Origin of the sequence: Microcoleus sp. (assembly GCF_041354475.1) — a bacterium.
Classification (GTDB): domain Bacteria; phylum Cyanobacteriota; class Cyanobacteriia; order Cyanobacteriales; family Microcoleaceae; genus Microcoleus.
Genome location: NZ_JBGJZU010000021.1, coordinates 52,585 through 66,198, shown reverse-complemented (window position 1 = coordinate 66,198; position 13,614 = coordinate 52,585). Strand labels below are relative to the sequence as shown.

Genomic DNA, 13,614 nt, shown 5'->3' with positions numbered 1-13,614 from the left:
AGATGACAAGTCATATCAATTCCGGTTGTATCGGAATGATTTAACCGCGAAGGCGCGAAGTACGCGAAGCAAGAGAAGAGAGAGTTTAATACAGGACGATGAAGAGAGGATTTTATATAATATCAAATCATCTCTTCATCGGAATAGTAAATTCGAGTTCACTGTTCACTGTTCACTGTCAACCGTCAACCGTCAACTGTCAACCGTCAACTGTCAACATCATTCCGGTGTAACCGGAAATGATATCACATCTTCGGGGAGCATCCCGATTTTGCATAGGTGAAGCATAACCGCAGACAATTTATTAGTGATAACCAGAGATTTACAGCGGTCATGCTTCGCCCCTACGAATATACTTGCAAAATAGAGATGCACCCCATCTTCGCGGCAGGTCTATCCACTACATCCCTTAGCAAAAGCGATAGTCAAACATTATTTATTTTAAAGAACTTTGTGAGTGTGTTCGTGTTGTTTTACATTGTCTTCAGTGCGAACAACGCGCTGGGTATTGAGAACTCTTTTGCGATCGAGGGAATAAGAAAAGTCGCTCCGAACTGTTCCCAAGGGGATGTGAGATTGAGCTTGGGGGCGGATTTTGTAAGTGCGGGCAGCGGCGATCGCCCGAAAGCCAAATTCTTCGCAAAACTGAGCCGATGTGGGGAATTCTGGCAGCATAGTGGGTGATTCGCCGTCGAGCACTGCTCCCAAAGTCGTCCCCCAAGCCCTTTGATAGGAGGTGGGAATTCCCTTGACAATTGCCTCCAAAGCTGCTGAGGGGATAGCTTCAATTACTTGTACTTCGAGAACTTCACCTTCTTCTTTGACGAAGCAGGTGGCCAAACCCACTACCACGTAGTCGTCGGTAGATAAATCGGGAGCGTTGGGATAAAGTGTTGCAGTCGCCATAAAAATCTTGTGAGTAGGAGTTAAAAACCTGGAGCGAAGGTCAAACCCCTGAGAGTGGATCGGACCTGTGTGTTGATAGTACCACATCAAGCTAGATGCCGGATGATTCGGCAAGGATTCCCCGCAGCTACGACGTTTGCAGGGATACTTTTGACCACCACACTGCCTGCACCGATCGTGCTACCATCGCCGATGGTGACTCCGGGGCAAAGGATACTACCGCCACCAATCCACACATTATTGCCAATATGAATCTCGCTAGCCAGTTCTCGGCCCGAAAGTCTAATTTCCGGGTCAGTGGGGTGGAAAGCAGTGTAAATTTGCACTTGTGGGCCACACAGTAAATTTTCGCCGATGTTAACTCGATTGCAATCGAGAATCACGCAACCAAAATTCATATATAAGCCATTTCCAGCATAAATATTACTGCCATAGTCGCAGTAGAAAGGGGGTTCAATTTCAACTTTCGGGCCGACGGCACCGCATAATTCGGTGAGAATTTCTAAACGTTGGGATGCTTCGTCCTCGCGGGTAGCATTGTAAAGTCTGGTGAGACGGCGGGCTCGCTGGCGCTCACAAGTCAATTCCGCATCAGCAGCTAGATACAACTCGCCCGCTAGCATTTTCTGTTTTTCGGTTTTTGACATAGGATTTATGGCTTTTTCAAATCAAGGCTTTGATTGCAAACAAACAGCTAAATCTAAACTGGCTAATTGTTCAAAAGCTCGATTTATCGCTCCTGTTCCTCTCAAAAAACCTGTGTTCCCACCAGGACAAATATACTGTAATGTTTCCGCCGAAAAGCGATCGATAATCGACTTCACGCTGTTCATTTGTCGTGGCCAGTGAAAAGTTTTTGCCGTTCTCTGCGGTTGAGGTGCACCTTCTCGATTGGGGAGCAAGTGTCTGCCCGAAAACAGAACTCCGCCACTGCGAGTATCATAAAGACAGGACGAACCGGGAGAATGACCGGGAGTCCAAAATACAAAAGTGCGATCGCTCAGAGCAAATTCTCGCTCAAAAGCTGTCACTTGCAATCCCGGTAGCAAATAAGCTTCCTGCTCTTGAATCAGGATTTCGCAGCCGGTGGCTTCCTGAATCTCCCGCGCCTTACCCATAGCGCCCCGGTGAGTCAGAAACAACAACCGGACACCGCCATATTCGCGTAAAAATGTTTGGTTAATCTCATCCCAAGCCGGACAATCTACTAGAATGTTAGTTTGGTTTTCTACAATGAAGTAAGCTGTCCCACCAAGGGTTTCCCGGTTAGGTGGAAAAGCAAAGATATTGTCGAGCACGGGTTTTGGTTGTTTGGAAGCTAAAGTCTGTTGTTTCAAGGAAGTATCATAGTTAATGTGTCTGGAATCAATATTATGTTCTTTTTATGGTTGTTTGTATTGGGACTGTTCTCATACTTTTTATTGCACAACAGCATCCGTCGCATCACGCGAACTCCGGTATGGCTGCTGTGGCTGGTAATTATGGCACCGGCCCTGATTTGGACTGGTTGGCTGTTAGTTAACGGCCCTAGCAAAAGTTCACCGCCAGATTGGCTAATTCTACCTTTTTTAGTTTGCCCTTTTTTGTACTGGTTCCTGGTACAGTTGGGGCGCAAGGAAATTACCAGCGAAACGGCGCAAACCACAGCTAGTGATGGGACTGAACCTGCAAAAGCCCTAAAAAAACCTGCTTTACGCCCGATCGATCTAGAGGAAGAAGCTAGTTTGCGTGACTGTTTTCCTTGGTCTGTTTACTATTTGCGAGATTTAGAATTTCGGCCCCAGGCTGTAATTTGTCGCGGACAGTTGCGGACTAACCCGGAAGCGGCTTACCATGCGATTCGGGACAATGTGGAAAAGCATTTTGGCGATCGCTTTTTGGTAGTATTTCAAACAAGTTTCAGCGGTCAACCCTTTTTTGCCCTAGTCCCTAATCCCGAACATAAATCCGCCGAAAGTCCTGTTAACAATCAACCTTTGAATCGACCATTTTTTGCTTTGGGTTTGCTGCTTATCACTCTATTTACCACTACGATAGTGGGTGCGCAAATTGCAGGCATTACCGAAAAAACTGTCCAATCTAATCCCTCACTGTTAATTAAGGGTTTGCCCTATGCTACCGCTTTGATGGTCATTTTGGGCATTCACGAATCGGGACACTATTTAGCAGCAAAATTTCATAAAATTAGAACTACTTTACCCTATTTTATTCCCATACCATTTTTCTTGGGAACCTTTGGCGCTTTTATTCAAATTCGGAGCCCGATTCCCCACCGTAGAGCTTTATTTGATGTCGGTATTGCAGGGCCTTTGGCTGGTTTAGTGGCGACAGTGCCACTTTTAATTTGGGGTTTGTATCACTCGACAATTGTGCCTATTTCTAACAAGTCAGGGATGTTAAATTTTGATTCTTTCAATCCAAATTTTTCTCTGATGATGACTCTCTTGAGTAAGTTAACCTTGGGTGGTGCTTTAAATTCGGAAACAGCGATTAATTTGCATCCGGTAGCGGTGGCTGGTTATTTGGGTTTGATCGTGACGGCGTTTAATTTGATGCCGGTGGGACAACTCGACGGCGGGCACATCGTGCACGCTATGTTTGGTCAGGGGGCAAGTATGGCGATCGGACAATTTGCTAGACTTTCTATGTTGCTGCTGGCTTTTTTGGAACCGGGTTTGTTGTTGTGGGCGCTGATTTTGTTTTTGATGCCGCTAAACGATGAACCGGCTTTGAATGATGTGAGCGAATTAAATAATTGGCGTGATGGTTTGGGGTTGGTGGCGATGGGGCTATTATTGGCTATTCTGTTACCAGCACCTAGGGTATTGATTCAGTGGTTGAATGTTTAGCCGGAATAATCAAGCAGGAAGAAGAGCGAGGTGAAGAACACTTATTAGCCAGTTTTTTAGCGATATCTTACCTTTAATGAGGTTGAATTACTTAACCTTTTTAAGATTTATAATTTTTATAAAATAAATATTCATCAAATTAATATAATGTATTTTTATACAAAAAACAAGTAAAACTTTAAATTAATGTTGACAGTCTGGGAAGACCTATGCTAGATTTTTGTAAGGCTACAGTAAATTTACTGAAGTCCAGTGCAGCCCTAATGCAGCCCTAAGTGCGATCGACGAGATGGGATAGGTAAACTAATGCAGAAAAACATAATAACTAGAACTCATTACCAGTGAAAGTGCTGTGTAGATCTAGGTATCGGATTTTATGTTTAATTAGGTGAACGGACTTAGTAGTGAGGTAAATTTAGAAAGTAGATGCAAGGAAATTGGCATTTCAAACTTAATCAAAGTTACCCTAATCCCCTGGGGTTAGCATCATCACCCCTGCCCTTTAATCAAATTTAAATCTAGCCATGAATCTTTTTATACTTTCTTCACGGAGTTTACTCTCAAGTGTATCCTGGGACCCTGTTTTTGAACTGGAAAATATTGTTTTACAAACCTGCAAAGCGCAACTTTTGATTCCATCGTGTCGCGAGATCATCCAGTGGTCTTCATCTAAACTCCATCCATTACCCGATCGCATTATACGTAAAGTTGTCAAGTCTACTACAGGTTTCTATAAATTGGAACCTTTACCTGACTTGTCCAACCAGCCCAATGTTTTACTGCTGATAGGTATATCAGGAGCCGATCTGGAACTCCTATCAAGTATACCAAAGTGGAGGGAACGTTTTGATGTCGTCATCGCTTATATTTTTGATTCTTGGTGTCCAGAAATTTATTCAAAAAATGTCTATCAATTAGATCATTTATTCGTGGCACTTCCCGAAGTTATAGATGAACTTAAGCAAAAATTTGGTATCCCAGTCTCCTTAATCCCCTTTGCGGCTGATGTTCTCACTCAGGGTTCGTGTCAACAGAAGCGTTCCATAGACTTAACTAGCTTCGGGCGAATTCCGTCACATTACGATCGTGCTTTTTGCCATAAATTTAATCTACCTGGTTCCGAACAAATTTACTTTAAATCTACGCCCAGAGCAGGAGAGGAATTTCCGAAATTGCCTTACGAAATGCGGAAAGACGAGCCAGATACTCTGATGCTATTTCACATTCTCAGACATAGCAAACTGACCTTGGCATTTGATACGCTCTATCCTGGTATGCGTGCGTTTCCTTATTCGTTTATTACACTGCGTTGGTTTTACGGTGCTGCGACGGGTGGTGCGGTAGTTGGGAAGCGTCCAACAAGCCCTCTAATGGATGAGTTGCTGAATTGGGAAGATGCTACTATTGAGTTGCCCGATGACCCACAAAAAAGTGTGGAATTCATTGATGAACTGTTAGAGGACGAAGTGCGGCTGAATAAGATATACAAACGTAATTATGTTGAGAGTTTAGCCCGTCATGACTGGAGACATCGGATTCAGAGTATGCTGGAAACGGTGAAAATTCCCCTACCCCAGGGACTGCGAGAAGAATTATCACAAATGAAGAGAATTCATGACCAAATGGTCTGTAGATTTTAGATTTGGGATTTGAAATTAGAGAATTAATTGCACGAAGCGGGCGGCAAAACTACATTACTTGATGGTCATGTCAGAGTAAATTTTGTCAAAAATAAACAAATGGATTTGAAGACATTTTGAGTGAATTAGAGAGCGATATATTCACCTCATTTGACATAGATTCCTATGGATAAATAGGAAAACTAATCAATTGTAACAATACTTTGGTAGGATATACTCTGGCACTGACAGTCCCACATCTTAAAATAATCCCGAATCGACATGAGCCAGCATCCAGACCGCATTGCCCCTCATGGTGGCATCCTGGTCAACCGTATCGCCACCCTAGACCAAAGACAAGCATTTTTTGACAAAGCAGAAGCTTTGCCGCGAGTTCAGCTTTCGGATCGATCGATCTCTGACCTACAAATGATCGCCATCGGCGCCTTCAGTCCCCTGCAAGGGTTCATGAATGAGGCTGATTATCGATCGGTCGTCACCCAAATGCGCCTCTCCAACGGCCTCCCCTGGTCAGTACCAATCACCCTCTCAGTCAGCGAAGAAGTGGCAGCCACCCTGACAGAAGGGAGTTTGGTTCGGCTAGACTCCCCCAACGGCGAGTTTGCCGGCGTACTGGAACTGAGTGAAAAATATCGCTACAGCAAAGAAGAAGAAGCCATTAACGTCTACCGCACCGACGATCTCAAACATCCAGGTGTCCAAGTAATAGACAAGTCTGGTCCAGTGAATCTGGCAGGCCCAGTGTGGTTGCTGGAACGGGAACTAGACGCCCGCTTTCCCCAATACCAAATTGACCCGGTGAAATCGAGAATGCTGTTCGCAGAAAAAGGATGGAAAACCATAGTGGGTTTCCAAACCCGAAACCCGATCCATCGCGCTCACGAATACATTCAAAAATGTGCTCTAGAAACTGTAGACGGCTTATTCTTGCACCCCTTGGTGGGGACGACTAAGGGCGATGATATTCCGGCGGATGTGCGGATGCGTTGCTACGAGATTCTGCTAGAAAAATACTATCCGCACGATCGCGTCATCTTAGCAATCAATCCAGCGGCGATGCGCTACGCTGGACCACGGGAAGCAATTTTTCACGCTTTGATTCGCAAAAACTATGGTTGTACTCACTTTATCGTGGGGCGCGATCATGCGGGCGTGGGCGATTACTATGGTACCTACGATGCTCAACACATTTTTGAGGAATTTGAGCCTGGAGAATTGGGAATTGTGCCGATGAAATTCGAGCACGCTTTCTATTGCAAAGTGACGGAACAAATGGCGACCACGAAAACCAGTCCTAGCACTCCCGAACAGCGGGTACATTTGTCGGGAACGAAAGTGCGGGAAATGTTGCGGGCTGGAAAATTACCACCACCCCAGTTTTCTCGGCCAGAAGTTGCTGCGGAATTGGCAAAGGCGATGAATATTTTCAGCTATGAAATTTAAATCTTAAACCTTGTTGTTGGCGACACTTAGTCTTCGGCAGAGGAGTGAGAATATTGTAAGAGCACGACGATGGGGAATCATTAATGGGACTCAAGCGGCGGGAATTTTTGCAGCAAGCAGGCTGGGTGTTAGCAGCGCTGGGTATCAGCGAGGCTGGATGGGAACGGTTGGGCAATCGCTACTACCAGGCCCTAGCCCAGCCGACAGCCCGCAAATTGGCATTGTTAGTGGGCGTTGACAAATATCCAGGGTCGGCGCTGCACGGCTGTGTTACCGATGTGGAATTGCAGCGGGAATTACTGGTATATCGGTTTGGGTTTGGGCCATCAGACATTCTGACTTTGACTGACTCTCAAGCTACCAGAGAAAATATCGAGACGGCTTTTGTCAGTCACTTGACTCAACAAGCTAAACCCGGAGACGTGGTGGTTTTTCACTTCAGTGGCTGCGGTAGCCGAGTCAGTTTGGGGGAGTCACCGACGGTAATGCAAAACAGTTTGGTGCCGGTAGATGATGTTGTGCCTGCTTTGGGAAACCGGGCGGTGAACGATATGTTAGAGGAAACACTGCTGCTGTTGATGCGATCGCTCCCAACAGAAAGTGCGATCGCCATTCTCGACACCAGCTACAGCTATCCGGGTGTAAATCCCACCGGCAACTTCCGGATTCGTTCCCGCCCCCGCCCCATAGTGGCGAGTCCAAGCATGGGCGAATTAGACTTACTCGATCGACTTAAATTAGTCAACAATCTCACTTCTAGCGGAGGCACCACACTCACCGCCGCCGCCCCTGGTCAACTCTCCGCCGAAATTCAGTGGAACGGGTTTACAGCCGGTTTATTTACTTACGCCCTCACCCAAACTTTGTGGTGGACAACTCCCGCCAGCAGCCTGCAAGTCAGTTTTAGCCGCGCCGCGGCCCAAGTCGAGCAAATCAGTGGCTTAACCCAGGAACCGCAAATTCGCCAGGACGATGCAAAAGCACCTGCGGGGATGTTTGCAACAGCGATGTTAAATTCCGCTACTGCTGACGGGGCAGTGTCTGCGGTAGAAGAGGGTAGCAAAACTGTCCAATTGTGGCTGGCCGGGTTGCCCCCAGAAATTTTAGAGTCCTGTGGCGCTTCTGTATTCAGCCCCGTTTCCTCAGAGGGCGCGAGGCTGTTACTGCTGCGACGTAACGGTCTTTCTGCTAAAGCCCAAGTCTTACAAGCGCCCATCTCAAACCAGGTGCAACTGACTGCGGGCGAATTAGTCAGAGAAGAAATTCGGGTTCTGCCCCGAAACATCAGTTTAACTGTAGCTTTGGACTCTGGTTTAGAACGCATCGAGCGGGTGGACGCTACCAGCGCCTTTGCGACTGTGCCCCAAGTCTCGGCGGTAGCGGGAGACCAACCAGCGGACTATCGGTTTGGCAGAGTGCCAGAAACCACTGTAGCTCAAACTCCTGGGGTCTATGAGCCTGGTTTGTATCAAGGTCGTTACGGTTTGTTTTCTGTGGGTGAAACGCTGGTTCCGCATACTGAGGGTGATGGGGGAGAGGCCGTGAAAGTTGCGGTACAGCGATTGACTCCGCAGTTGAAAACCCTGTTGGCGATCAAGTTGCTGCGCCTGACAGTGAATGAGGGGTCTTCGCGTCTGAAGGTGCGGGCGATGCTATCAACTCTCGCGCCTCAAGCCATGACTGTGGCCGGGCGATCGCCCGTGCGAGGTGTCAGTGACGATGCACTATCATCGCTGAGGGGGGAAAGTGAGAAATCTGAAAGCTTAGGTATATTAAGTGTGAATTATGGGAGCCGGATTCAGTATCGATTGTATAACAATGGCGATCGCCCAGTTTACTTTATGGTATTTGGCTCGGATAGTTCAAGACGGCTGCTAGTATTCAATTCTGATGGGGAAACCAATGTGCCAAGACCGGTGCAGGCGATCGCCCCTGGTGCAAATTTGAGTGTACCCCAGGCAGGGGCGATCGGGTGGGAAGTATCTAGGGCGATCGGGCTTGCGGAAACCTTAATTATATTTAGTGAGAGTCCCTTCGATCGCACTTTGACCGCGTTGCAAGGAGGAATGCAGCAAGCCAGGGATGCCTCGCCAATTCGAGTGTTGTTAAATCCTTTAAATGTGGCCAGGGCTGTCTTGGAAGATTTGCACGCGGCCAGCATGGCTGGGGTGCAGCAGGTGGGGATATCCACCGATGATATAGCTTTGGATGTGAATGTGTGGGCAACTCTGAGTTTTGTTTATCGGGTAGTTTAATGATTGCTGTTGATGCCATCAATTCATGGCCATTCCCATGACTCTTCCTCTGCCTCCCTTTCTCAATGCCCCCTAATTGCCCCAAACCGCAATAATTATTTACAATTAAAAAGACTATTCTCTCCCTCTGTGTCCTCTGCGCTCTCTGCGGTTAAATCATTCCGATGTAGCCGGAAACGATATTACCCAAAGTCCCCCTTAAGAAGGCGGGGACAAGAACTTACTCAAAGTCCCTCTTCGATCGGGGGATTTAGAGACTTGTCGTAAAACCCATATTTCCCAAACGTTTGGGCCTTAAGTTGACACCAATACCCAATGCCCTTTAACTTAAAAAACATCCCTTAAAAAATGGCTGTAAACCAACTTTCTGCAACCCCATCCCCCCTCCAAACAGCGGAATTAGACTATGATATCGCGATCGTCGGAGGTGGCATAGTCGGTGCAACCTTAGCCTGCGCCCTCAAAGATTCAGGCTTAAAAATAGCCATCATCGAAACCCAACTCCCCGCAGCCGCAGCAGCCAAAAAACAAGCTTACGCAGTCACCTTGCTGTCAGGAATGATTTTAGAAGGCATGGGCGTGTGGGAGAAAATATTGCCGCAAATCACCACCTTCGAGCAAATTAGCCTCTGCGACGGCGACTATCCCGGAATTGTAGAATTCCACCGCCCAGACTTGGGAAATACAGGCAAATTACCCGTACCAAAAGCCGCTTTAGGCTATGTGGGCGAGCACCGAGTCATGCTGTCAGCTTTGCAGGAATCCTTGGCAAAAAATCCGAATTTCAGTTGGGTTTGTCCGGCGGAAGTAGTGGAGGTCAAATATTTAACTAATTGTGCCGAAATTGCCATCAAACAAAACAGTGAAACTCGCACTGTTCGTACTAAATTATTAGTTGCTGCTGATGGTTCTAAATCTCGCATCCGCACAGCAGCCAACATCGGCACTCGCGGCTGGAAATACTGGCAATCCTGCGTTGCTATTACTATTAAAGCAGAAAAACCGCACAACGATATCGCCTTTGAGCGCTTTTGGCCCAGTGGCCCGATGGGAGTCTTACCATTACCAGGGAACCGTTGTCAAGTAGTTTGGACTGCACCCCATGGGGAGGCGAAAGCTTTGCAACAAATGGATGAAACAGAGTTTTTAGCTTTGTTGAAACAGCGCACGGGCGGAGTTTTGGGAAATTTGGAATTGGAGAGCGATCGCTTTTTGTTTCCGGTACAGTTAATGCAGAGCGATCGCTACGTATTGCCCAGATTAGCATTAATTGGCGACGCGGCGCACTGTTGCCATCCTGTGGGCGGCCAGGGACTAAATATGGGCATTCGAGATGCAGGGGCGATCGCCCAAATCTTGCAACAAGCCCACCAAAAAGGCGAAGACATCGGCGATTTGCGAGTATTGAAAAGGTATCACAACTGGCGCAAACAAGAAAATTTAATCGTGTTAGGATTTACCGATTTCTTAGATAGGTTATTTTCTAATACTTGGCTGCCAATTGTCGCATTTCGCCGCTTCGGATTGTGGTGTTTGCGAACAATTCCCCCAGTTAGGTTTTTAGCATTGCGCTTAATGACGGGCTTAATGGGGCGGCCGCCGGAATTATCGCAAAACTAAAATAAACCGGGTTTTTACGATTTTTTCCGACACTAACGAAATATTCTCAAAAAAACCCGGTTTCTGGGCACTGACTAACTTGTAGTAAAATTGGTTTGCAGGTTGTTTCACCCTCTAGAATCGATCAGTTTGTCCTCAAGCCCGCCGGGGATTTAAATCCCCGTCTCATAGCGCAAGTCGGTTGAAACCGACTGAATAAAATCATGAGAATTTTGATTAAAAAATAGATGCTTCAGTCCTCTTTTAGAGGACTTACGCTCTCTCGACGGGGGTTTTCAACCCCCGGCGGACTCGTGGGTGAGCGTGGAAATTGTGGCGCGGATAATAGCATTGAATTATTGCAGATTTAGCAACGATCGATCGCCATTGTGGGAAAATTGAAAAAACGGTCGATCGCACTTTTGCACAATCTCAGAAACCGGGTTTTTTCCCATCTCTTCGCCTGTCACCAAATATGCTCGCAAAAACCCGGTTTCTGGCCACTCGCGCACAATCTTTAGAAACCGGGTTTTTCCCCATCTCTTCGCCTGTTACCAAATATGCTCGCAAAAACCCGGTTTCTGGCCACTCGCGCACAATCTTTAGAAACCGGGTTTTTTCCCATCTCTTCGCCTGTTACCAAATATGCTCGCAAAAACCCGGTTTCTTTGGGCTAGTTTGTTTGTCCGCGAGTTCAACAGGGGTTGAAACCCCTGTCTCATAGCTAAAGTCGGTTGAAACCGACTGAATAATGCTACAAAATACTCGCATATTTGTTGATTTCATCTGTTTTTCAGTCCTCTTTTAGAGCATCCCACGGGCGTCGCACGCCCGTTATGAATTGATGCTAGTGATTTTGGGAATTCAGCTACTGCAAAAAAGTCCGATTCTGTCGGTCCTGGACAAAGGCACAATACTCGTATTCCTAAATCTTTGTTTTCCGCCCACAGTGATTCAGTGAAACTCAGAACAAAGGCTTTGGTTGCTGCGTAAATTGATAGGTATGGCATCGGTTGAAATGCTGCTATTGATGCTACATTGATGATACTTCCTGATTTTTTTTGACGCATTTGCTGCAAAAATAAGTGCGAAAGCTCAACTAATGCTAGAATATTTAGTTGCACCATGGCTAGTTGTTTGTCAAGGGGGCGATCGGCAAAAACACCGTAATCTCCAAAACCCGCATTGTTGACTAACAAATCTACGGTCAAATCTGTTTGATTGACGGCCTCAAATACTTTGGTTCCAGCACCAGGTTCCGTCAAATCTTGCACGATTACTTCGGCTCGAATATGGAATTTTTCTTGGAGTGTAGCAGCGAGTTGGTGCAATTTGTCTGCGGAACGAGCCACTAAAATTAGATTGTGCTGGTCTTGGGCTAATTCGGTGGCAAAAGCTGCACCAATTCCGCTAGAAGCTCCGGTGATTAAAGCAGTTGGCATGAAATTATGTCTGATATTTGATGGGGAATTTATATATTTTAACAATTATTTTGAGTGGCCACCTGTAAAATAATTAAAAGGGAATAGGTGAGTTTTATGGCGCGTCTTACCGATCGAGCTTTTGAAATTTTAAAGTCAGAAGTTGACAAATGTGCAGCGGCTGACGCTATAGCTGGCAATGTCTACAGGAGTATGGTAATCAAGCAGTTGGAGAAAATGCGATCGGAAAATGGCAGTTTCGCATCCATAGAAGAAATCCGCGCTACTTTCAAAAATGAATTTCCCAACTTCAGCGAAAAAGCACTCAAAGCCGCCGTCAAAGCCAACAAGCCGCCCGGATTGTTTGGCAAAATTATCTGGGTGGGGGTTTTTTTGGGTGCGGGGGCGGGGATAATTTGGCTAGCAAACCTACCTGTGCCCATCATTCGCAAGCCTATAGCAGATAAATTGCCCATATTATTAATGCCGAGTTTTAGCAGCATGGATTACAATTATCGGCAGGCGATCGCCCTCGTGGAACAATCGGATCAATTGGTAAATAAGGCAACTGCTGTGGCTGATTTCGACTTGGGCGACACCAAAGCAAAACAAGCGCAAAAACACCTCGATGCCTTGCCGGTTTGGTTTTTAGGTTATTATCCAGAAACCTACTGCTCTTTTTTTGGCTGTACTTGGCGCTTTAGTGTTGATGAATTTCAAGCAGCCCGCAAAAGTATCGGGCGTATGGAAGCCCAGATTTTCCAACAAAAAAATGCTTTTACTCAGCTTGGGGAAGTGGAACAAAACCTGAATACGGCAAAACAGCAGTACCAGCAAGCCAAAAATGCGGCAGATAGACAAAAAGCTAGCATAAATTGGCAAAGTGCGATCGACCAACTCAATCAAATTCCCCCAGAAACCCTAGCCGGAGAAACTGCTAGGAAAAAACTGCAAGCAGCAGAGAGAGATTTTCAAGCAATGGGCGGTGTCGCTACCGGTTCAGTGCGCGCGGACAACTTAATCGAAGCAGCCAAAGAATTTGCCTTTAGTGCCGCCTCCGCATCGCAGAAACCGCCACATTCAGCCGAAACTTGGCAAAAAATAGCTGATTTGTGGCAACAATCTATTGAACGACTCAGCCAAATTCCCTTTGATAATCCGGGCTATCTTGATGCTCAAACAAAATTAGCTGAATATCAAAATAATTTAGGCACTACACAGATTCGACTTCAAACTGAAAAAGAGTCAGTGGAAGCTTTAAATCAGGCTAAAAACTTGTTTGCTAAGTTCCAAACTAACCTAAATTCTATTAATCAAAATCCTGGTTACGCCCTGGGTTACTTGCAGGAAATTATCAACACTTTAGAATCTGTAAAACCGGGAACGACTGTTTATCCAGAAGCCCAAAAATGGCTGCAATCAGCTCGCAAAAAACAGAAAGAATGGCAACAAAAATAAAGCTGGGGAATATTGACTTTTTTCAGAAATGGGATTAGAGTCA

At 46.2% G+C, this 13,614-nt stretch carries 11 protein-coding genes; 6 read left to right on the top strand and 5 right to left on the bottom strand.

What is annotated here, in order from left to right:
• Positions 1-441 precede the first annotated feature (441 nt).
• The 3 genes from ACBR23_RS10765 to ACBR23_RS10755 form a co-directional block, all read right to left on the bottom strand.
• On the bottom strand, positions 442-906 hold the full coding sequence (locus tag ACBR23_RS10765) for a hypothetical protein (RefSeq protein WP_371114532.1): 465 nt from the start codon (positions 904-906) through the stop codon (positions 442-444).
• Positions 907-992: 86 nt separating this feature from the next.
• Positions 993-1,553, bottom strand: a complete 561-nt coding sequence (locus tag ACBR23_RS10760; protein WP_371114533.1) for a sugar O-acetyltransferase — start codon at positions 1,551-1,553, stop codon at positions 993-995.
• Positions 1,554-1,574: 21 nt separating this feature from the next.
• Positions 1,575-2,243, bottom strand: coding sequence for an MBL fold metallo-hydrolase (locus tag ACBR23_RS10755; protein ID WP_371119488.1), 669 nt, complete (start codon positions 2,241-2,243; stop codon positions 1,575-1,577).
• 33 nt (positions 2,244-2,276) lie between these two features.
• Between ACBR23_RS10755 and ACBR23_RS10750 the strand changes: the two genes are divergently transcribed.
• From ACBR23_RS10750 to ACBR23_RS10730, 5 genes are all read left to right on the top strand, one after another.
• Positions 2,277-3,755 carry a site-2 protease family protein gene (locus ACBR23_RS10750; RefSeq protein WP_371119494.1) on the top strand — a complete coding sequence of 493 codons (1,479 nt, stop codon included), beginning with the start codon at positions 2,277-2,279 and terminating at the stop codon, positions 3,753-3,755.
• Positions 3,756-4,279: 524 nt separating this feature from the next.
• Positions 4,280-5,395 (top strand): glycosyltransferase, encoded by a 1,116-nt coding sequence (locus ACBR23_RS10745; RefSeq protein ID WP_341736819.1) that lies wholly within the window; start codon positions 4,280-4,282, stop codon positions 5,393-5,395.
• Positions 5,396-5,656: 261 nt separating this feature from the next.
• Positions 5,657-6,838, top strand: a complete 1,182-nt coding sequence (gene sat, locus ACBR23_RS10740; RefSeq protein WP_341736818.1) for a sulfate adenylyltransferase — start codon at positions 5,657-5,659, stop codon at positions 6,836-6,838.
• 83 nt (positions 6,839-6,921) lie between these two features.
• Entirely contained in the window at positions 6,922-9,093 is a 2,172-nt protein-coding gene (locus ACBR23_RS10735; protein WP_371114536.1) for a caspase domain-containing protein, read from the top strand.
• A gap of 348 nt (positions 9,094-9,441) precedes the next feature.
• Positions 9,442-10,713: an FAD-dependent hydroxylase gene (locus ACBR23_RS10730; RefSeq protein WP_371119487.1), complete on the top strand. Its 1,272-nt coding sequence runs from the start codon at positions 9,442-9,444 to the stop codon at positions 10,711-10,713.
• A 335-nt stretch (positions 10,714-11,048) separates the two neighbouring features.
• On the opposite strand, the gene ACBR23_RS10725 is transcribed toward ACBR23_RS10730, so the two are convergent.
• Positions 11,049-11,204: a hypothetical protein gene (locus ACBR23_RS10725; RefSeq protein WP_341736815.1), complete on the bottom strand. Its 156-nt coding sequence runs from the start codon at positions 11,202-11,204 to the stop codon at positions 11,049-11,051.
• A 270-nt stretch (positions 11,205-11,474) separates the two neighbouring features.
• Positions 11,475-12,134 carry an SDR family NAD(P)-dependent oxidoreductase gene (locus ACBR23_RS10720; protein WP_371114538.1) on the bottom strand — a complete coding sequence of 220 codons (660 nt, stop codon included), beginning with the start codon at positions 12,132-12,134 and terminating at the stop codon, positions 11,475-11,477.
• A 96-nt stretch (positions 12,135-12,230) separates the two neighbouring features.
• On the opposite strand from ACBR23_RS10720, the gene ACBR23_RS10715 reads away from it, so the two are divergent.
• Positions 12,231-13,571, top strand: a complete 1,341-nt coding sequence (locus ACBR23_RS10715) for a hypothetical protein (RefSeq protein ID WP_371119486.1) — start codon at positions 12,231-12,233, stop codon at positions 13,569-13,571.
• The last annotated feature ends 43 nt before the right edge of the window (positions 13,572-13,614 follow it).